The 20,977-nt window shown below is 40.8% G+C and carries 14 protein-coding genes, 3 rRNA genes and 1 other annotated feature; of the genes, 15 read left to right on the forward strand and 2 right to left on the reverse strand.

Going from position 1 to position 20,977, the window contains the following annotated elements; genetic code table 11:
• Positions 1–200: 200 nt before the first annotated feature.
• The 6 genes from MHI22_RS16265 (at position 201) to asnB (ending at position 10,332) form a co-directional block, all read left to right on the forward strand.
• Positions 201–1,752 (forward strand): 16S ribosomal RNA (locus tag MHI22_RS16265).
• 182 nt (positions 1,753–1,934) lie between these two features.
• Positions 1,935–4,862, forward strand: a 23S ribosomal RNA gene (locus MHI22_RS16270).
• Between the two features lie 187 nt (positions 4,863–5,049).
• Positions 5,050–5,165: ribosomal RNA gene (rrf, locus tag MHI22_RS16275) — 5S ribosomal RNA — on the forward strand.
• The 16S, 23S and 5S rRNA genes sit together here, the layout of an rRNA operon.
• Before the next feature lie 292 nt (positions 5,166–5,457).
• A complete protein-coding gene (gene guaB / locus MHI22_RS16280) occupies positions 5,458–6,921 on the forward strand; it encodes an IMP dehydrogenase (RefSeq protein ID WP_036122042.1) in 1,464 nt (487 codons plus the stop codon).
• Positions 6,922–7,064: 143 nt separating this feature from the next.
• Positions 7,065–8,396, forward strand: a complete 1,332-nt coding sequence (locus tag MHI22_RS16285; protein ID WP_080717062.1) for a D-alanyl-D-alanine carboxypeptidase family protein — start codon at positions 7,065–7,067, stop codon at positions 8,394–8,396.
• Between the two features lie 100 nt (positions 8,397–8,496).
• Positions 8,497–10,332 (forward strand): asparagine synthase (glutamine-hydrolyzing), encoded by a 1,836-nt coding sequence (gene asnB, locus MHI22_RS16290; protein ID WP_101966300.1) that lies wholly within the window; start codon positions 8,497–8,499, stop codon positions 10,330–10,332.
• A gap of 18 nt (positions 10,333–10,350) precedes the next feature.
• Here the strand turns inward: asnB and pdxR are convergent, their stop codons facing one another.
• A complete protein-coding gene (gene pdxR, locus MHI22_RS16295) occupies positions 10,351–11,772 on the reverse strand; it encodes a MocR-like pyridoxine biosynthesis transcription factor PdxR (RefSeq protein ID WP_340812381.1) in 1,422 nt (473 codons plus the stop codon).
• A gap of 102 nt (positions 11,773–11,874) precedes the next feature.
• Here pdxR and pdxS point away from each other — a divergent pair, with 102 nt between their 5' ends.
• The 4 genes from pdxS to MHI22_RS16315 all read left to right on the forward strand — a co-directional run bounded on the left by pdxS (position 11,875) and on the right by MHI22_RS16315 (position 15,501).
• On the forward strand, positions 11,875–12,759 hold the full coding sequence (pdxS, locus tag MHI22_RS16300; protein WP_058843219.1) for a pyridoxal 5'-phosphate synthase lyase subunit PdxS: 885 nt from the start codon (positions 11,875–11,877) through the stop codon (positions 12,757–12,759).
• 1 nt (position 12,760) lies between these two features.
• Positions 12,761–13,324, forward strand: coding sequence for a pyridoxal 5'-phosphate synthase glutaminase subunit PdxT (gene pdxT, locus MHI22_RS16305; RefSeq protein ID WP_036122068.1), 564 nt, complete (start codon positions 12,761–12,763; stop codon positions 13,322–13,324).
• A gap of 49 nt (positions 13,325–13,373) precedes the next feature.
• Positions 13,374–13,589, forward strand: a binding site (T-box leader).
• Between the two features lie 76 nt (positions 13,590–13,665).
• Entirely contained in the window at positions 13,666–14,946 is a 1,281-nt protein-coding gene (gene serS, locus MHI22_RS16310; RefSeq protein ID WP_340812720.1) for a serine--tRNA ligase, read from the forward strand.
• A 420-nt stretch (positions 14,947–15,366) separates the two neighbouring features.
• Complete coding sequence (locus MHI22_RS16315) at positions 15,367–15,501, forward strand: hypothetical protein (protein ID WP_340812382.1); 135 nt, start codon at positions 15,367–15,369, stop codon at positions 15,499–15,501.
• Between the two features lie 235 nt (positions 15,502–15,736).
• Here the strand turns inward: MHI22_RS16315 and tadA are convergent, their stop codons facing one another.
• The gene (tadA, locus tag MHI22_RS16320) at positions 15,737–16,252 is read right to left on the reverse strand and encodes a tRNA adenosine(34) deaminase TadA (protein WP_196243739.1); all 516 of its coding nucleotides are present in this window, start codon (positions 16,250–16,252) and stop codon (positions 15,737–15,739) included.
• 234 nt (positions 16,253–16,486) lie between these two features.
• On the opposite strand from tadA, the gene MHI22_RS16325 reads away from it, so the two are divergent.
• The 5 genes from MHI22_RS16325 to MHI22_RS16345 all read left to right on the forward strand — a co-directional run bounded on the left by MHI22_RS16325 (position 16,487) and on the right by MHI22_RS16345 (position 20,921).
• Positions 16,487–16,822, forward strand: coding sequence for an ArsR/SmtB family transcription factor (locus MHI22_RS16325; protein ID WP_340812383.1), 336 nt, complete (start codon positions 16,487–16,489; stop codon positions 16,820–16,822).
• 19 nt (positions 16,823–16,841) lie between these two features.
• Positions 16,842–17,789 carry a cation diffusion facilitator family transporter gene (locus tag MHI22_RS16330; RefSeq protein ID WP_340812384.1) on the forward strand — a complete coding sequence of 316 codons (948 nt, stop codon included), beginning with the start codon at positions 16,842–16,844 and terminating at the stop codon, positions 17,787–17,789.
• Between the two features lie 67 nt (positions 17,790–17,856).
• Complete coding sequence (locus tag MHI22_RS16335) at positions 17,857–18,189, forward strand: metal-sensitive transcriptional regulator (RefSeq protein ID WP_036122075.1); 333 nt, start codon at positions 17,857–17,859, stop codon at positions 18,187–18,189.
• Positions 18,190–18,221: 32 nt separating this feature from the next.
• The gene (gene copZ / locus MHI22_RS16340) at positions 18,222–18,428 is read left to right on the forward strand and encodes a copper chaperone CopZ (protein ID WP_058843215.1); all 207 of its coding nucleotides are present in this window, start codon (positions 18,222–18,224) and stop codon (positions 18,426–18,428) included.
• 81 nt (positions 18,429–18,509) lie between these two features.
• Positions 18,510–20,921 carry a heavy metal translocating P-type ATPase gene (locus tag MHI22_RS16345; protein ID WP_340812385.1) on the forward strand — a complete coding sequence of 804 codons (2,412 nt, stop codon included), beginning with the start codon at positions 18,510–18,512 and terminating at the stop codon, positions 20,919–20,921.
• The last annotated feature ends 56 nt before the right edge of the window (positions 20,922–20,977 follow it).

Consider the following 20,977-nt stretch of genomic DNA (forward strand, 5'->3'; position numbering starts at 1 on the left):
ACTGTTGACATTAAATATTAAACATGTTATTATATAAAAGTTAGCTCTTAACAAAGAGAAAACATAAAATGAACCTTGAAAACTGAACAAGCAAAACGTAATCAATAAAGTTTTTAGTAACTAACCTTGGTTAGTGAACAAAACAAAATTTTGGACATCAAAATGATGCCAGCAAAACAATTTGAGCTATTCAAATTTCTTTTATGGAGAGTTTGATCCTGGCTCAGGACGAACGCTGGCGGCGTGCCTAATACATGCAAGTCGAGCGAACAGAGAAGGAGCTTGCTCCTTTGACGTTAGCGGCGGACGGGTGAGTAACACGTGGGCAACCTACCTTATAGTTTGGGATAACTCCGGGAAACCGGGGCTAATACCGAATAATCTGTTTCACCTCATGGTGAAATACTGAAAGACGGTTTCGGCTGTCGCTATAGGATGGGCCCGCGGCGCATTAGCTAGTTGGTGAGGTAACGGCTCACCAAGGCGACGATGCGTAGCCGACCTGAGAGGGTGATCGGCCACACTGGGACTGAGACACGGCCCAGACTCCTACGGGAGGCAGCAGTAGGGAATCTTCCACAATGGGCGAAAGCCTGATGGAGCAACGCCGCGTGAGTGAAGAAGGATTTCGGTTCGTAAAACTCTGTTGTAAGGGAAGAACAAGTACAGTAGTAACTGGCTGTACCTTGACGGTACCTTATTAGAAAGCCACGGCTAACTACGTGCCAGCAGCCGCGGTAATACGTAGGTGGCAAGCGTTGTCCGGAATTATTGGGCGTAAAGCGCGCGCAGGTGGTTTCTTAAGTCTGATGTGAAAGCCCACGGCTCAACCGTGGAGGGTCATTGGAAACTGGGAGACTTGAGTGCAGAAGAGGATAGTGGAATTCCAAGTGTAGCGGTGAAATGCGTAGAGATTTGGAGGAACACCAGTGGCGAAGGCGACTATCTGGTCTGTAACTGACACTGAGGCGCGAAAGCGTGGGGAGCAAACAGGATTAGATACCCTGGTAGTCCACGCCGTAAACGATGAGTGCTAAGTGTTAGGGGGTTTCCGCCCCTTAGTGCTGCAGCTAACGCATTAAGCACTCCGCCTGGGGAGTACGGTCGCAAGACTGAAACTCAAAGGAATTGACGGGGGCCCGCACAAGCGGTGGAGCATGTGGTTTAATTCGAAGCAACGCGAAGAACCTTACCAGGTCTTGACATCCCGTTGACCACTGTAGAGATATAGTTTCCCCTTCGGGGGCAACGGTGACAGGTGGTGCATGGTTGTCGTCAGCTCGTGTCGTGAGATGTTGGGTTAAGTCCCGCAACGAGCGCAACCCTTGATCTTAGTTGCCATCATTTAGTTGGGCACTCTAAGGTGACTGCCGGTGACAAACCGGAGGAAGGTGGGGATGACGTCAAATCATCATGCCCCTTATGACCTGGGCTACACACGTGCTACAATGGACGATACAAACGGTTGCCAACTCGCGAGAGGGAGCTAATCCGATAAAGTCGTTCTCAGTTCGGATTGTAGGCTGCAACTCGCCTACATGAAGCCGGAATCGCTAGTAATCGCGGATCAGCATGCCGCGGTGAATACGTTCCCGGGCCTTGTACACACCGCCCGTCACACCACGAGAGTTTGTAACACCCGAAGTCGGTGAGGTAACCTTTTGGAGCCAGCCGCCGAAGGTGGGATAGATGATTGGGGTGAAGTCGTAACAAGGTAGCCGTATCGGAAGGTGCGGCTGGATCACCTCCTTTCTAAGGATTATTTCGGAATACAAACCTAGGGTTTGTAAGATTACGTTTTGCGTTCAGTTTTGAAGGTTCATTCTTTCTTGAATGAAAATCTTCAAAACTTGTTCTTTGAAAACTGGATAAAACGACATTGAAATTGTAACAAACACATTTATTTTTTAAGTTTTTTATAGGCTTAATAACTTGGTTAAGTTATTAAGGGCGCACGGCGAATGCCTTGGCACTAGGAGCCGAAGAAGGACGGCACTAACACCGATATGCTTCGGGGAGCTGTAAGTGAGCTTTGATCCGGAGATTTCCGAATGGGGGAACCCACTACGTTTAATCGCGTAGTATCTTGACGTGAATACATAGCGTCTTGAAGGCAGACCCAGGGAACTGAAACATCTAAGTACCTGGAGGAAGAGAAAGAAAAATCGATTCCCTGAGTAGCGGCGAGCGAAACGGGAAGAGCCCAAACCAAGAGGCTTGCCTCTTGGGGTTGTAGGACACTCAATACGGAGTTACAAAAGAGCGAGTTAGATGAAGCGACTTGGAAAGGTCCGCCAGAGCAGGTAAAAGCCCTGTAGTCGAAAGTTCGTTCTCTCCTGAGTGGATCCTGAGTACGGCGGAACACGTGAAATTCCGTCGGAATCCGGGAGGACCATCTCCCAAGGCTAAATACTACCTAGTGACCGATAGTGAACCAGTACCGTGAGGGAAAGGTGAAAAGCACCCCGGAAGGGGAGTGAAAGAGATCCTGAAACCGTGTGCCTACAAGTAGTTAGAGCCCGTTAATGGGTGATAGCGTGCCTTTTGTAGAATGAACCGGCGAGTTACGATTACGTGCGAGGTTAAGCTTTAGAAGGCGGAGCCGCAGCGAAAGCGAGTCTGAATAGGGCGAAATAGTACGTGGTCGTAGACCCGAAACCAGGTGATCTACCCATGTCCAGGGTGAAGGTAAGGTAACACTTACTGGAGGCCCGAACCCACGCACGTTGAAAAGTGCGGGGATGAGGTGTGGGTAGCGGAGAAATTCCAATCGAACTTGGAGATAGCTGGTTCTCTCCGAAATAGCTTTAGGGCTAGCCTCGTGATGAGAATACTGGAGGTAGAGCACTGTTTGGACTAGGGGGCCATCCCGGTTTACCGAATTCAGACAAACTCCGAATGCCAGATATTTATACACGGGAGTCAGACTGCGAGTGATAAGATCCGTAGTCAAAAGGGAAACAGCCCAGACCACCAGCTAAGGTCCCAAAGTAATCGTTAAGTGGAAAAGGATGTGGCGTTGCACAGACAACCAGGATGTTGGCTTAGAAGCAGCCATCATTTAAAGAGTGCGTAATAGCTCACTGGTCGAGTGACGCTGCGCCGAAAATGTATCGGGGCTAAACGATTCACCGAAGCTGTGGATTGACATCTACGATGTCAGTGGTAGGAGAGCGTTCTAAGTGCGTTGAAGTCAGACCGGAAGGACTGGTGGAGCGCTTAGAAGTGAGAATGCCGGTATGAGTAGCGAAAGACGGGTGAGAATCCCGTCCACCGTATGACTAAGGTTTCCTGAGGAAGGCTCGTCCGCTCAGGGTTAGTCGGGACCTAAGCCGAGGCCGATAGGCGTAGGCGATGGACAACAGGTTGATATTCCTGTACCACCTCCTCACCGTTTGAGAAATGGGGGGACGCAGTAGGATAGGGTAAGCGCGCTGTTGGTTATGCGCGTCCAAGCAGTAAGGCGTGTGTGTAGGCAAATCCGCACACTGTAACGTTGAGCTGTGATGGCGAGTCCGTATGGACGAAGTTCCTGATTTCACACTGCCAAGAAAAGCCTCTATCGAGGTGAGAGGTGCCCGTACCGCAAACCGACACAGGTAGTCGAGGAGAGAATCCTAAGGTGTGCGAGAGAACTCTCGTTAAGGAACTCGGCAAAATGACCCCGTAACTTCGGGAGAAGGGGTGCTCTTGAGCGTGCAAGCGCATGAGAGCCGCAGTGAATAGGCCCAGGCGACTGTTTAGCAAAAACACAGGTCTCTGCAAAACCGTAAGGTGACGTATAGGGGCTGACGCCTGCCCGGTGCTGGAAGGTTAAGAGGAGTGGTTAGCGCAAGCGAAGCTGCGAATTGAAGCCCCAGTAAACGGCGGCCGTAACTATAACGGTCCTAAGGTAGCGAAATTCCTTGTCGGGTAAGTTCCGACCCGCACGAAAGGCGTAACGATCTGGGCACTGTCTCAACGAGAGACTCGGTGAAATTATAGTACCTGTGAAGATGCAGGTTACCCGCGACAGGACGGAAAGACCCCGTGGAGCTTTACTGTAGCCTGATATTGAATTTTGGTACAACTTGTACAGGATAGGTAGGAGCCAGAGATCTCGGAGCGCCAGCTTCGAAGGAGGCGTCGGTGGGATACTACCCTGGTTGTATTGAAATTCTAACCCATGCCCCTTAGCGGGGCAGGAGACAGTGTCAGGCGGACAGTTTGACTGGGGCGGTCGCCTCCTAAAAGGTAACGGAGGCGCCCAAAGGTTCCCTCAGAATGGTTGGAAATCATTCGTAGAGTGTAAAGGCACAAGGGAGCTTGACTGCGAGACCTACAAGTCGAGCAGGGTCGAAAGACGGGCTTAGTGATCCGGTGGTTCCGCATGGAAGGGCCATCGCTCAACGGATAAAAGCTACCCCGGGGATAACAGGCTTATCTCCCCCAAGAGTCCACATCGACGGGGAGGTTTGGCACCTCGATGTCGGCTCATCGCATCCTGGGGCTGTAGTCGGTCCCAAGGGTTGGGCTGTTCGCCCATTAAAGCGGTACGCGAGCTGGGTTCAGAACGTCGTGAGACAGTTCGGTCCCTATCCGTCGTGGGCGTAGGAAATTTGAGAGGAGCTGTCCTTAGTACGAGAGGACCGGGATGGACACACCGCTGGTGTACCAGTTGTCTTGCCAAAGGCATCGCTGGGTAGCTATGTGTGGACGGGATAAGTGCTGAAAGCATCTAAGCATGAAGCCCCCCTCAAGATGAGATTTCCCATTACGCAAGTAAGTAAGATCCCTCAAAGACGATGAGGTAGATAGGTTCGAGGTGGAAGTGTGGTGACACATGGAGCTGACGAATACTAATCGATCGAGGACTTAACCAAAAATGTTTGAACCATTCAATGAACCGTTTATCCAGTTTTGAAAGAATAATTTCTTTTATGAAGGGTTTCAAGATACGAGTAGTTCGAGGAAGCAATGGAGAGAGGGAAGGAGCGTACTCAAGTACGTGACTGACTGAACGACAGAAGCTGACGAAGAAATGCGATGTATATTGAAAGCCGACTATAGTCTAGTGATGATGGCAAAGAGGTCACACCCGTTCCCATACCGAACACGGAAGTTAAGCTCTTTAGCGCCGATGGTAGTTGGGGGCTTCCCCCTGTGAGAGTAGGACGTCGCTAGGCAAAAAAACAGTCAGCTGTGTGCTGGCTGTTTTTTTATTTCCTAATGAAATTCTTTAATAATTTAAAGGATTTTCTACAAAAAACAATTACTTTCTAAGAAATATTATGAAAAAATTAAATATCTCTAACTCATTCTATATTTTTACTGTAGCTATTTATTTGGATTTTTAATTAAAATTTGCTATCATTAAAAATCTGAATTGTCTTTCTTTTATAAGTTTCTTGACAGTAGCAGTCCACGTTGTTAATCTTACAATTAATATTCTTTTAACTATAGGAGGAAGTTACGAAAATGTGGGAGACTAAATTTGCCAAAGAAGGTTTAACTTTTGATGATGTATTATTAGTACCAGCTCATTCCGAAGTATTACCGAAAGATGTTGATCTATCTGTTCAATTAACACCAAAGATTAAATTAAACATTCCAATGGTCAGTGCAGGTATGGATACAGTTACAGAGTCTAAAATGGCGATTGCTATGGCACGTCAAGGCGGTATCGGTATTATTCATAAAAACATGGGGATCGATGAGCAAGCTGAACAAGTAGAAAAAGTAAAACGTTCTGAAAATGGTGTTATTACAAACCCATTCTTCTTAACTCCGACACATCAAGTTTTCGATGCTGAGCATCTAATGGGTAAATACCGAATCTCTGGTGTACCTATTGTTGATAGTATGGAAAATCAAAAGCTAGTAGGGATTATTACAAACCGTGACTTACGTTTTATCTCTGATTACTCTTTAAAAATTGAAGATGTAATGACAAAAGAAGATTTGATTACAGCACCTGTAGGAACGACTTTAGAGGATGCTGAAAAAATTCTTCAACAATATAAAATCGAAAAACTTCCAATTGTAGATGAAGAAGGTAGATTAACTGGCCTTATTACAATTAAAGATATCGAGAAAGTAATTGAGTTCCCGAATGCTGCTAAAGATACACATGGTCGTTTACTAGTAGGAGCAGCAGTCGGTGTATCAAAAGATACAATGGTGCGTATTGAGAAACTTGTAGAAGCACAAGTTGACATTGTAGTAATCGATACAGCCCATGGGCATTCAGAAGGCGTTTTACAAACAATCCGTTCAATCCGAGAAACCTACCCAGAGTTAGAGATCATTGCTGGTAACGTAGCAACAGGAGAAGGTGCACGTGCATTATTTGAAGCTGGTGCAGATGTTGTTAAAGTAGGTATTGGTCCAGGTTCTATTTGTACTACACGTGTTGTAGCTGGTGTGGGTGTACCACAAATTACAGCAGTATATGATTGTGCTACAGTAGCTCGTGAGCTTGGTAAAACAATTATTGCTGATGGTGGTATTAAATACTCTGGTGATATCGTAAAAGCTCTAGCAGCTGGAGGTAATGTTGTAATGCTTGGTTCACTTCTTGCAGGTACATCTGAATCTCCTGGAGAAACAGAAATCTTCCAAGGACGTCGTTTCAAAGTTTACCGTGGTATGGGTTCTATCGGAGCAATGGAAAAAGGTTCTAAAGATCGTTACTTCCAAGAGGATGCGAAAAAATTAGTACCTGAGGGTATTGAGGGTCGCCTTCCATATAAGGGACCATTAGCTGATACAATTTACCAACTGATTGGTGGTATTCGCGCTGGTATGGGTTATTGTGGAGCACCACATCTTGAGCACCTACGAGATAATGCACAATTTGTTAGAATGACAGGTGCTGGTCTACGGGAATCACATCCACATGATGTACAGATTACAAAAGAATCACCAAACTATTCCATGTAATAAATTACTTGCAACTTTTATGCTTTCGCATCGTCTACAAAGATGGCGCGAGAGCATTTTTTTTATGGTAGAGAGTCAACACGGTTGTTGTTATCTATGATAAAATGTCGAGGACAAGATTATTTTTTTGGAGGGCTTTAAAGGTGAAAAAGAAAATGAACACCGTATTACGTTTACTCCTAATCCCTGTTTTATTATTTAGTATTTTTGCGGGTATTCCTGCAAAGGCAAATGCGGAAACAGATTTGGGATTAACAGTGGATGCTGCGATTTTAATTGACGCAGATTCAGGGAAAATTTTATATGAACAAAACGCAGATACTTCACTAGGTATTGCAAGTATGACGAAAATGATGACTGAATACCTGTTACTGGACGCGATTGATGCAGGGACAGTTAAGTGGGAACAGGAATATCAAGTAACAGATTATACGTATCGTATGTCTCAAAATCGTGCATTAAGTAATGTACCTTTACGTAGAGATGGCTCTTACACGATCCGTGAGTTATACGAAGCCATGGCCATTTATTCGGCAAATGCGGCAACCGTAGCTATTGCCGAAACGATTGCGGGTTCTGAGACTGAATTTTTAAAGTTAATGAATAAAAAAGCAGAGGAACTTGGCTTAGAGGGCTATAAATTTGTCAATTCTACGGGTCTTAATAACGCTGATTTATTTGGTATGCATCCATCAGGTACAGGTCCAGAAGACGAAAATGTAATGCCTGCTAAATCTGTAGCTAAATTGGCGTATCATCTATTAAAAGACCACCCGAAGGTTTTAGAAACATCTCAAATTACAAAGAAAACGTTCCGTGAAGGCACAGATGATGCCATTGAAATGTCTAACTGGAACTTTATGTTACCTGGATTAGTGTATGAATATCAAGGGGTAGATGGATTAAAAACAGGTACAACAAACTTTGCAGGTCACTGCTTCACAGGTACTGCAGAGCGCAATGGTACTCGTTTGATTGCGGTGGTTATGAAAGCTGTTGATGCAAATGGACAAGGATCATATGCAGCTCGCTTTGATGCCACAGCAAAATTATTTAATTATGGTTTTTCACAATTCTCTAAACAAGAAATTTTACCAGCGAACTATACATTCAAAGATCAAAAAACGGTAAAAGTGACAAAAGGTAAAGAAGACAAAGTAGCGATTGCAGTAAAAGAACCAATTTCATTTATGATTAAGTCTTCTGATAAAGATTTATATAAACCTACATTGGTTTTAGATAAAAAGAGTTTAGAGGCAGATGTTAAGAAAGACACTGTTGTAGGAAAGGTCGTTATTGAGCGCACAGAAGGCACTGATTACGGCTTTATCGATGGCAAGGATATTTCATCCGATGTTGTCACAACAGAGGCTGTAGAGCGTGCTAGCGGTATTTCATTGTTCTTCCAAGGTATAGGTAACTTCTTCGGCAATTTATGGGGAGGCATTACAGACTTTGTTGGGGGACTATTTTAATCTATAGTTAATAAGCACATGAATGTTATAAAGCATTCATGTGCTTTTTCACATTTTAGCATAGTCCTGCATAAGCTAATAGGCGAAAGGATGTGGCTAAATGTGTGGAATTACAGGATGGGCTAGTTTTCAAAGGGATTTAAGAACAAGTGACACAATTTTAAAATCGATGACACAAACATTAAATAAAAGAGGGCCGGATGATGAAAATATTTGGTGTAGTGAGCATATTGCATTTGGCCATCGACGATTGGCAGTTATCGATCTAATTGGCGGCAAACAGCCAATGAAAAAAATACATGATGGCGTAAACTATGTCATTACATACAATGGCGAACTTTATAATACGGAAGAGTTACGTAAAGAACTTTTAAAAAGAGGCCACAGCTTTACAACACATTCAGATACGGAAGTGTTATTAACTGCCTATATTGAATGGAAAGAAAAATGTGTAGATTTTTTAAATGGCATTTTTGCCTTCGGTGTTTGGGATGAGCAAACACAATCACTATTTTTATGCCGAGATCGATTAGGTGTGAAACCTTTGTATTATACAGAGCAACAAGGCGGTGTGCTTTTTGCATCTGAAGTGAAGGCCTTGTTGGCACATCCCATGGTTCAAGCAAGTGTAAATGTGGAAGGATTGGCAAGTATGATGGCTGTAGGGCCCTCTAGAGCACCAGGCAAGACACTTTTTCAAAATATCGAGGAATTAAGACCGGGATATGCTATGCGGTTTTCCAGAGAAGGCTTGAAAAAGTGGCCATATTGGCAGCTACAAAGCCAAAGGCATGAAGAAACATTAGAGGAAACTACTGAGCATGTTCGTTTTTTATTGACGGATGCGATTGAACGTCAGCTTATTTCAGATGTACCTATTTGTACATTTCTTTCAGGTGGACTTGATTCCAGTATCATTACCGGTATTGCAGCAAATAGATTTCAACAACAAAATCATAAATTGCATACATTTTCTATCGATTACGAAGATAATGAACGTTTCTTTAATCCACATGCTTTCCAAACATCAACGGATACGTATTGGATTCAAAAAATGACGGATACTTTCCAGACAACACATCATGCAGAGGAAATCACGCAACAGCAGTTAATTGATTTATTAGTAGAGTCAGTGATCGTCCGGGATTCTCCTGGAATGGCAGATGTCGACTCATCGTTATTATGGTTTTGTCGAGAAATAAAAAAAGATTTTACTGTAGCATTATCAGGAGAGTGTGCAGATGAAATTTTTGGTGGATACCCATGGTTTCAAGAAAAAACTTCAGGTTTTCCTTGGATTCGTTCATTGTCTGAAAGAGGTGGATTACTTCAAGAGAAGTGGGATAAAAAATTAAAAATTGAGTCCTATGCACATCAACTCTACACACAAACAATGGCTGAAGTACCGTTGTTAGATGGAGAAAGTCCGGCAGAAGCAAGACATCGAGAAATGTTTTATTTAAATATGCTCTGGTTCATGCAAACATTGTTAGAAAGAAAAGATCGTATGAGCATGGGGGCAAGTTTAGAGGTGCGTGTTCCTTTTGCAGATCATAGGCTTGTGGAATATGCTTGGAATATTCCGTGGGAAATGAAGAATTTGGATGGAATAGAAAAAGGATTACTTCGAAAATCGATGGCACACTTATTACCTGATGAAGTGTTGTATCGTAAAAAGAATCCTTATCCTAAAACGTACCACCCTGTTTATACAGCAGGTGTTCAAAAATGGTTGAGAGAAATCCTTCACGATAAAAATTCAATTTTACATGAACTATTTGAACGACAAAAGCTTGCAGAGTTAATTGAATCGGGAGGTAGCTCTTTTAAAATTCCATGGTATGGGCAATTAATGGCAGGGCCTCAGCTTTTAGCATATTTAGGGCAAATTCATACATGGTTTGAACACTATCAGATTCAATTGATTGAAACGTAAAAGAAAATGACCTATCTACTAACTAGTAGACGGGTCATTTTTTTCTATTTCCCAACAATCCATCAGCTGTTCAATGGATTGTTCAATTGTTTGAACAGGTATTCCACCAAAGCCAAGTAAAAATTGAGCATGTGAAGATTCATAATGGTCTAGTCTATAAGCAGATAACGGATAAATACCAATCTCCGCTTGAGAAGCAAGTTGCTGTAATTGTTTTTCTGATAAAATGTGCTGTACTTCTAATAAAATATGCATTCCAGCTTGTTCACCAGTTATTTTAATCGCTGAAGAATATTTTTCTAAAAAGGAGGTTAGCTTATCATGTTTTTTTCGATAAACTTTACGCATTCGATTAAGGTGCTTTGCAAAATGCCCGTCTCGCATAAAATTTGCCACGATATGCTGATCGAAGCGAGGTACAGTAGATGAATAATAATTAAAGACATCGTTATATGTGGCAAGTAGTTTAGGTGGAAGTACAAAATAAGCTACTCGCAAGGATGGCATTAATGACTTTGTAAAAGTACTCATGTAAATCACTGTATCATTTCGATCTAAGGCATGTAGTGCAGGAATTGGTTTTCCAGCATAACGAAATTCCGAATCATAATCATCTTCAATAATATAACGTGAGGAGCTCTGAGCAGCCCAGTTTAAAGCTTGTGCCCGTCTAGTGGCAGATAATACCGCACCGGTAGGAAATTGGTGTGAGGGTGTAATATAAACGACATTAGCGCTCGTTTTTTCAAGCTCATGAATAATAATTCCCTCTTCATCCACTGCAATCGGATAGACTTTTCGTTTATGCTGCGAAAACATACGATGCACGGCTGGGTACCCTGGGTTTTCTAGGGCAAAGCAGGTATCGTCGTTAAAAAGACGTAGGATCATAGGCAGAAGCTGTTCAGTACCAGAGCCAATTACGATTTGCTCTGGATGACAGACAACACCGCGTGATTGATATAGATAATTTGCAATCTCTGTACGTAAAGAAAGTTCACCTTGAGGTTCACCTGTTAATAATAATTCTTTTGAGGTATCGTCAAAAAGCTCTTTCGCATACTTTCTCCATGTTTGAAACGGAAAGGCATCGATATCAATAGAACCAGGATTAAAATCAATTTTGTATGTTTTTTTCTTAGGATGCTCATTGACGGAGGTTACATTGTCTTGCTGAATGTAGGGTAGTTCATCTATTTCTTCAACAAAGTAGCCAACCCGTGTTTTAGACATAATATAACCTTCAGCTAATAGCTGTGCATAAGCAATTTCAATTGTTGTTTGAGAAATATTTAAAAAATCGGATAATTTTCTTTTTGACGGTAATTTTTCTCCTACCATTATTTTCTTGGAAATAATAGCATCCTTAATACCGTTATAAAGCTGATCATAAAGCGGTTTATCACTATCTCTTTCAAGCTGAAATAAAAGCATATCCATGTTGTATAACCTCCTGACCTTATGATTATTTTAAAAACTGGATATTTTTATATGGTCAATTTCTATTATACTAAACTTCATCATAAAGGTGGAGGTTAGAAAATGAAACAAACAGGTACAGAGTTAGTAAAACGTGGAATGGCAGAAATGCAAAAGGGCGGCGTTATTATGGACGTCATTAATGCAGAGCAAGCAAAAATAGCAGAAGCAGCAGGCGCTGTAGCCGTTATGGCATTAGAAAGGGTACCTTCAGATATTCGTAAGGCAGGTGGCGTTGCACGTATGGCTGATCCTCGTATTGTGGAGGAAGTAATGGCGGCTGTAACCATTCCTGTTATGGCAAAGGCACGTATAGGGCATATCGTTGAAGCACGCGTTTTAGAGGCAATGGGGGTTGATTATATTGATGAAAGTGAAGTTTTAACACCAGCAGATGAAGAATACCATTTATTAAAAAGTGATTACACAGTACCGTTTGTGTGCGGCTGTCGTGATTTAGGTGAAGCAGCCCGTCGTATCGGAGAAGGCGCGTCAATGCTACGAACAAAAGGTGAACCAGGAACAGGGAATATAGTGGAGGCAGTTCGACATATTCGCAAAGTAAATGCTCAGGTACGTAAAGTAGTGGGTATGACAGAAGATGAATTAATGACGGAGGCAAAATTACTGGGGGCTCCTTTCGAATTATTAAGAGAAATTAAACGTCTTGGTCGTTTACCAGTAGTAAATTTTGCGGCAGGTGGTGTTGCTACGCCAGCCGATGCTGCATTAATGATGGAGCTTGGAGCTGATGGCGTTTTCGTGGGCTCTGGTATTTTCAAATCCGAAAATCCAGAAAAATTTGCACGTGCTATTGTGGAGGCGACTACCCACTATAAAGACTATAAGCTAATTGCTGAAATATCTAAAGAGCTCGGTGTACCAATGAAGGGTATTGATATTGCACAGCTTGGGCAAAACGAGCGTATGCAAGAGCGAGGCTGGTAAAATGAAACGAATTGGTGTTTTAGCATTACAAGGAGCAGTCCGTGAGCATGTCCAAATGTTAGAAGGGCTTGATTGTGAAGCGATTTTAGTAAAACAGAAGAAGGATTTAGTGAATCTCGATGGACTTGTACTACCTGGTGGGGAAAGTACGACAATGCGAAAATTGCTGGACCGTTTTGACCTACTAGAGCCAATCCGTGAACTTGCACAGCAAGGTTTACCGGTATTTGGGACATGCGCAGGATTAATTTTATTAGCCAATCAATTAGTGGATGACGAACCGCATTTAGCAGTTATGGATGTGACGGTAGCAAGAAATTCATTTGGACGTCAGATAGATAGCTTCGAAGTTCAACTGGATATTCCTAAAATAGGTGCACGTATTCCAGCAGTTTTTATTCGTGCACCTCATATTGAAGCGGTAGGTAAAGATGTTGATGTTCTCGCTCAGCATGACGGAAAAATAATTTTGGCGCAAGATGGTCATTTATTAGGTTGTTCGTTTCATCCTGAATTAACAGCAGATAAGCGAATTCTTGAATATTTTGTCTCCTCTATGGTATGACTTGCAAAATTTGTTTTCATATAGTACAGTATGGTTAAAATTTAAATAATTGAACACGATGATGGGAAGTAGTAACAAGCACGTTTTTTTTAGAGAGTCAGCGGTTGGTGGAAGCTGATAAAAGCACTTGTGAATCCGTCCTGGAGTTGCACAGTCGAAGTGATTGAAGTAGACTGTAGCCGGCTGAAATGCCGTTATAAAATAAGTGGATTAGGCATACGCCTAGTCAATTAGGGTGGCAACGCGGGTAGCTCTCGTCCCTTTCCAGGGATGAGGGCTTTTTTGTGTTTATTTTGGTGCAACAATTTCCCATCATTAAAGAAACTATTGGAGGTATGAATATGTTAGATATTAAACGTGTACGCGATAATTTCGCGGAAATTAAAGAAATGCTATTAACACGTAATGAAGATTTAGGTAACTTAGATGACTTTGAAGGCTTAGATGCAAAGCGTCGTGAATTAATTGCTAAAACGGAAGAATTAAAAGCAGAACGTAATAAAGTATCTGAACAAATTTCACTTATGAAGCGCAATAAGGAAAACGCAGATGAAGTCATTGCTCGTATGCGTCAGGTAGGCGATGAAATTAAAGAATTAGACAATCAATTAAATGATGTAGAAGAGCGCTTTAAAGATATGATGATGCGTTTACCAAACATTCCTCATGAATCTGTCCCAGTAGGTACAACAGAGGACGACAATGTTGAGGAATATACTTGGGGCGAAATTCCAGCATTTGATTTTGATATTAAAGCACACTGGGATCTAGCGACAGATTTGAAAATTGTGGATTTTGAACGTGGCGCAAAAGTAACAGGTAGCCGTTTCTTATTCTACCGTGGTCTTGGAGCTCGTTTAGAACGTGCATTAATGACGTTCATGATGGATTTACATGCAGAAGAGCATGGCTATGAGGAAATGCTACCACCTGTCATTGTAAATCGTGATAGCTTAACAGGTACTGGACAGCTTCCAAAATTCGAGGAAGATGTATTCAAATTAGAAGAAACTGATTATTTCATGATTCCAACAGCAGAGGTTCCAGTAACGAACTTCTATCGTGATGAAATATTACCAGATGAGGCTTTACCACAAGGCTTTGCTGCATACAGTGCATGCTTCCGCTCAGAGGCAGGTTCTGCAGGACGTGATACACGTGGTTTAATCCGTCAACACCAATTCAATAAAGTAGAACTAGTTCGTTTTGTAAAACCAGAGGAATCATACGAACAGTTAGAGCTATTAACAGGTCATGCTGAAAAAGTACTGCAATTATTAGGATTACCATATCGTAAACTAAAAATGTGTACAGCCGATTTAGGCTTTACTGCAGCGAAGAAATATGATTTAGAAGTGTGGATTCCAGCACAAAACATGTACCGTGAAATTTCTTCTTGTTCTAACTTTGAGGATTTCCAAGCACGACGTGCAAATATCCGCTTCCGTCGTGAACCAAATGCAAAACCAGAGTATGTTCACACATTAAATGGTTCAGGTCTTGCCATTGGTCGTACAGTTGCGGCTATCCTGGAAAACTATCAACAAGCTGATGGAAGCGTAGTGATTCCTGAAGTTTTAAGACCTTATATGGGTGGTAAAGAGGTAATCGCACCAAAATAAAAAACAAATAAAAGCTATTTTAGACCATCCTTTAGGGGAGAATCTAAAATGGCTTTTTTGCTTTTCCAAAATTGAAATCTCCCATGAAAGGTTTTGTAATTTTTTATAATCTAGCAAATTTAAATATATTAATTAGAAATTGGCTTAACACCTGAAACAAGTACCGTTTTTGAAGTCATGCAATCAGGGAAATCCGTTTTAACCTATGGGCAATAGCTTACAACATTAGATGGTTTTAGTTATTTATCGCTAAACTTATCCCATTATGGAGCAATGGAAAGCTATGGAGGCAATTGAATTCTCAGAACATTTTTATGAAAGTAAGCATTAAAATGCTTAAATAATTTCCTGGGACATAATCTATCTCGAGATAATCATACGGCCAATCGTCTAGAGGATTTCATTACGATAAACACTGAAATGAAGTCTCAACTTGAAAAGGCCAGTCTGAGCGCAAAGAAAAATGCTCCGATTTTATTAACAGAGGAAACTAGAACAGAGACAGATTTTCTAGCACAAGTTCTTCATAATGAAAGTGGACGCTATACTAAGTAAATGAAGAAAGAAAAGGACAGTTACAGGAAGCTAATGGTGGAACGTTACTCATTGACCACCAGATGTATCTTTACAAGCAAAGTTATATCGAAGGTGAATGTGTTTTCAGACGATTAACTATTTAACCTTAATGTTCATTACCTATGAAGATGCTGTTGCTGCTACGACACAGTTCGTATATATTGCTATTACTCTGAGGATGAAAAAGAAGGTGTCTCATTAGGAGGCACCTTCTTTAATTGATAGTCTCATTTTTCGAAGCTATACGTGCTTTTTTCTCAGCTTTTTTACGCTCTCGTAAGGCTTTAAAAAAATCGGTTAAAATTTGTCCACATTCATCTGCTAAGATTCCTTCAGATACTTCACATTCATGGTTAAAGCGTGCATCGTTTAATAAACGATAGAGTGAATCTACACAGCCTGCTTTGATATCTCTTGCACCATAGACAACACGTGGTACACGAGATTGCAAAATTGCACCTGCGCACATTGGGCAAGGTTCAAGCGTAACATAGAGTGTTGTTTTTTCGAGACGCCAGCTGCCGATTTTTTTACAAGCCTCTTGAATAACCATTAGCTCAGCATGTGTTGTTGCATTTTGTGTTGTTTCTCGTAAATTATGAGCTTTTGCAATAATTTCCCCATTGTAAACAAGTACAGCACCTATAGGCACTTCCCCAAGTATAGCTGCTTTTTTGGCTTCTTTTAATGCTTGTTTCATAAATAGACGATCTGTTTCAAAAATATCCACTAAAAATCTCTCCTTATAAAGTAGTTTATCCTGCTTAATTGGTAATTGCTACTTTTAACTTTCTTTCAGCGGGTGTCAAGGAATCAGAAAGGAACGCTTTGTGTAAGCACAAAGCTAAATCTGAATGCAACTAGGCTTCGGTATAGTTGATTATTGACATTCCTAAAATAACCATATATATTTATACATGAACACATGCTCATATATAAATATTTAAGAATGGGGTAAACTTTTATGGATGAAACAATAAAAAGTTCAAAAACACAAAAAATTGCAATTCAGCATTTAGATGAAGAGACATTATTTGTAGTATCTCAAACCTTTAAGGCATTGAGTGATCCGACTCGAATTCGCATTTTAAACTTACTATGTACAGATGAACATTCAGTCAACGACATTGCTGAAATTTTAGATTTAGGCCAATCGACTGTTTCTCATCAATTACGTTTTTTAAAAAATTTACGCTTAGTGAAATTTCGAAGAGAGGGAACAACCTTGTATTATTCTAAGGATGACGATCACATTATGAATTTATTGAAGCAAGCTATTGAGCATGCGACACATAATTAAATGAAATGGAGGAATACAAATGGGACATCAACACGATCACGGTCATGATCATACACATGGTGCAAATAAAAAGGTGTTATTACTGTCGTTTATTATTATTACAGGCTATATGATAGTAGAGGCAATTGGTGGTTTTTTAACGAATAGCTTAGCTCTTTTATCAGACGCAGGTCATATGTTAAGTGACTCTATCTCTTTAGGTATTGCGATGTTAGCCTTTATGTTTGGAGAAAAGGCGGCTAGCTATAGTAAAACGTATGGTTATAAACGATTTGAAATTTTAGCTGCTGTATTAAATGGTATTACATTAATAGGTATAGCATTATTTATTTTCTATGAAGCGTTTAAACGCTTTGCCAATCCGCCTGAAGTAGCTACTTCAGGAATGCTTATTATTAGTACGATTGGTTTGTTCATTAATATTTTAGTGGCTTGGATTATGCTGCGTGGCAGTGACACAAAAGATAATTTAAATATGCGTGGCGCTTTTTTACATGTACTTAGCGATATGCTAGGGTCTGTAGGGGCAATTGTTGCGGCTTTATTAATTATGTTTTTTGGCTGGGGCTGGGCAGATCCACTTGCGAGCGTAATTGTTGCTTTATTAGTAGTAAGAAGTGGCTACTATGTCACAAAGGCTTCAATCCATGTTTTAATGGAAGGAACACCTTCAAATGTAGATGTTCAGGAGATTATTCAACTAATAGAACAGACGGATGGAATAAACAGTATCCATGATCTACACATCTGGACAATTACTAGTGGAACGAATGCATTGTCCTGTCATGCAGTTGTCAATGAACAGTTAAAAATAGCTGATGGTGAGCATATTCTACGAAAAATTGAACATAATCTTGAGCATAAGGGTATTAAGCATGTAACCATTCAATTAGAAACGGCATCACATCAACATGGAAATACAATTTTATGCCAATTAAAAAATGATCATGAGCATCATCATGAATAAAAAAATTTTTATCGCTTGCATACCCTTCTTGGGTATAGTATTATGAGGTTGAGGTAGGAGGGGTAGAATGGAAGACACAGTAAAAGATGATGTTTGTCATACAGAGGGAGCTACGTCTTGTCGAAAAAGTCATCACCCTGAGCGTGTGAAAAAGGATTTAACAACGCGCTTAAATCGTATTGAAGGCCAGATTCGCGGCATTAAAGGAATGATTGATAAAGACGTTTACTGTGATGATATTATTACGCAACTATCTGCTACACAGTCCGCATTAAATAGTGTGGCAAAAATATTATTAGAAGGTCACTTAAAGGGTTGTGTTGTAGATCGTTTATCAGAGGGCGATGAAGCGGTTTTAGATGAGTTAGTAGTAACGATTCAAAAGTTAATGAAAAAATAAATATAAACCATATTAAAAGGAGAGATTTTATTATGCAAAACGTAACGTTAAATGTACAAGGAATGTCATGTGGTCATTGTGTAAGTGCAGTTGAAAAAAATGTTGGTGCTTTAGCTGGTGTTGAACAAGTAAAAGTTAATTTAGCAGATGGTTTAGTTGATGTTGCATTTGATGATGCACAAGTATCCATTGATCAAATTAAAGAGACAATTGATGATCAAGGCTATGATGTAAAATAGTAGTTGCAGAGTGCTCCTGTAGCACTCTCTTATTTTCAAAAATATATACCCCCTGTTGGTATAAGGAGAGGTGAAAGGTAAATGAGTTCTGATATAAAAGAAGCGAATTTGCAAATTACAGGCATGACATGTGCAGCCTGTGCCACTCGTATAGAAAAAGGCTTAAATAAAATGGATGGGGTAGAACAAGCGACGGTTAATTTAGCGCTAGAAAAATCATCTATTAAGTATGACTCAAAAAAGCTAACTGAAGAAGATTTTGAAAAGAAAATAGAAGCACTAGGTTATGGTGTTGTTAAACAAAAGACTGAGCTTGATATTACGGGTATGACATGTGCAGCTTGTGCGACTCGCATTGAAAAAGGGTTAAATAAGCTAAGTGGTATTTCTTCTGCCAATGTTAACCTAGCACTGGAAAAAGCGGTGATTGAGTTTAATCCATCAGAAGTGTCCATGGCAGATATCATTGCAAAGGTAGAGAAGTTAGGCTATGGTGCTCATCAAAAGGCAGATGAGCAGGAAACAGTGGATTACCGTGAAAAAGCCATTAAACAGCAACAACGGAAATTTATTTTTTCGGCTATTCTTTCTTTACCATTGCTTTGGACGATGGTCGGCCATTTTTCCTTTACGTCATTTTTATATGTGCCAGAATTCCTTATGAATCCATGGGTCCAAATGCTATTGGCTACTCCTGTGCAATTTATTATTGGTAAGCAATTTTATGTAGGTGCCTATAAAGCATTACGCAATGGCAGTGCAAATATGGATGTACTTGTGGTCATGGGGACATCAGCTGCTTATTTCTATAGTGTCTATCAAGCAATTGTGACGATAGGATTACATCATGGTCCACATCTTTATTTTGAAACGAGTGCAGTTTTAATTACATTAATTTTATTAGGTAAATTATTTGAAGCAAAAGCAAAAGGACGCTCATCTGAAGCCATAAAAAAACTAATGGGACTTCAAGCCAAAACTGCTATTGTTGTACGTGATGGTGTAGAAAAAGAGATTCCTTTAGAAGAAGTGATCATTGGCGATGTAATGTTAGTGAAACCAGGGGAAAAGATTCCAGTTGATGGCGAGGTAATAGAGGGAATAACAGCCGTTGACGAATCAATGTTAACAGGGGAAAGTCTACCAGTTGATAAAAAACAAGGCGATCCATTATTTGGTTCTACGATTAATAAAAATGGTTTTATTAAAATGATAGCGACAAAGGTTGGTCGTGATACAGCATTAGCGCAAATCATAAAAGTGGTAGAAGATGCTCAAGGATCAAAAGCACCGATTCAACGTTTGGCAGACCGAATTTCAGGGATTTTCGTACCAATCGTTGTTGGCATTGCAATTGTCACATTTTTAATTTGGATTATATGGGTTCGACCTGGTGAATTTACACCTGCTTTAGAGGTTTTAATTGCAGTACTTGTCATTGCTTGTCCATGTGCTCTTGGATTAGCAACGCCAACGTCAATAATGGCAGGCTCAGGACGTGCAGCTGAATTTGGTATTTTATTTAAAGGTGGAGAACATTTAGAACAAACACAAAGTATTGATACAGTAGTTGTAGATAAAACTGGTACAGTGACACATGGTAAACCTGAGCTTACAGATGTTTTATTAGCATCAGAGCAGGATGAAGTACGCTTTTTATCTTTAATTGGGGCAGCTGAGAAACAATCAGAGCACCCTCTAGCAGAAGCCATTGTACACGGTATAGAAGATCGTGGTATCGCTTTAGGTGAAGTTCAATTCTTCGAAGCAATACCTGGTTATGGTGTGCAGGCAACTGTCTCAGGTCAAGGTATTGTCATTGGTACACGTAAATTAATGCAACAATATGGAATTTATATTGATGATATATTACCAACCATGGAGCAACTAGAACGCAACGGCAAAACAGCGATGCTTGCTGCCATTAATGGTCGATATGCAGGCTTAGTAGCGGTCGCTGATACAGTGAAAGATACATCAAAAGAGGCTATTCATCGTTTACAGGATATGGGCATTACGGTCATTATGATGACTGGTGATAATGAACGGACTGCTCAAGCCATAGGAACAGAGGTAGGCGTAAATCATGTAATTGCTGAAGTATTACCTGAAGGCAAAGCAGATGAAGTGAAAAAGCTTCAAGCTCAAGGGAAAAAAGTAGCGATGGTAGGTGACGGTATTAATGATGCACCTGCACTGGCAACCGCAAATATTGGTATGGCAATCGGTACAGGAACAGACGTTGCGATGGAAGCGGCAGACATTACGCTAATTCGTGGTGACTTAAATAGTATCGCAGATGCCATTCTAATGAGTCGAAAAACAATGCGTAATATTAAACAAAATCTATTTTGGGCATTTGCCTATAATACATTAGGTATTCCTATTGCTGCAATCGGTCTACTTGCTCCGTGGGTGGCAGGGGCGGCAATGGCTTTCAGTTCGGTATCGGTAGTATTGAATGCACTACGATTACAGCGAGTGAAATTATAAGAATTGTAAGGGCATTGGGAAGTATATTCTCGATGTCTTTTTTCTATGAATTAGAG

This window comes from Lysinibacillus sp. FSL L8-0312, assembly GCF_038003285.1.
Classification (GTDB): Bacteria; Bacillota; Bacilli; order Bacillales_A; family Planococcaceae; genus Lysinibacillus; species Lysinibacillus fusiformis_D.

Excerpts from the sequence above, each read along its gene's own strand:
- MHI22_RS16315 (WP_340812382.1), top strand. The coding sequence starts at position 15,367 with ATGAAGTCTCAACTTGAAAAGGCCAGTCTGAGCGCAAAGAAAAATGCT.
- MHI22_RS16330 (WP_340812384.1), top strand. The coding sequence starts at position 16,842 with ATGGGACATCAACACGATCACGGTCATGATCATACACATGGTGCAAAT.
- asnB (WP_101966300.1), top strand. The coding sequence starts at position 8,497 with ATGTGTGGAATTACAGGATGGGCTAGTTTTCAAAGGGATTTAAGAACA.
- MHI22_RS16345 (WP_340812385.1), top strand. The coding sequence starts at position 18,510 with ATGAGTTCTGATATAAAAGAAGCGAATTTGCAAATTACAGGCATGACA.
- pdxS (WP_058843219.1), top strand. The coding sequence starts at position 11,875 with ATGAAACAAACAGGTACAGAGTTAGTAAAACGTGGAATGGCAGAAATG.
- serS (WP_340812720.1), top strand. The coding sequence starts at position 13,666 with ATGTTAGATATTAAACGTGTACGCGATAATTTCGCGGAAATTAAAGAA.
- MHI22_RS16325 (WP_340812383.1), top strand. The coding sequence starts at position 16,487 with ATGGATGAAACAATAAAAAGTTCAAAAACACAAAAAATTGCAATTCAG.
- pdxR (WP_340812381.1), bottom strand. The coding sequence starts at position 11,772 with ATGGATATGCTTTTATTTCAGCTTGAAAGAGATAGTGATAAACCGCTT.
- copZ (WP_058843215.1), top strand. The coding sequence starts at position 18,222 with ATGCAAAACGTAACGTTAAATGTACAAGGAATGTCATGTGGTCATTGT.
- guaB (WP_036122042.1), top strand. The coding sequence starts at position 5,458 with ATGTGGGAGACTAAATTTGCCAAAGAAGGTTTAACTTTTGATGATGTA.
- pdxT (WP_036122068.1), top strand. The coding sequence starts at position 12,761 with ATGAAACGAATTGGTGTTTTAGCATTACAAGGAGCAGTCCGTGAGCAT.
- MHI22_RS16335 (WP_036122075.1), top strand. The coding sequence starts at position 17,857 with ATGGAAGACACAGTAAAAGATGATGTTTGTCATACAGAGGGAGCTACG.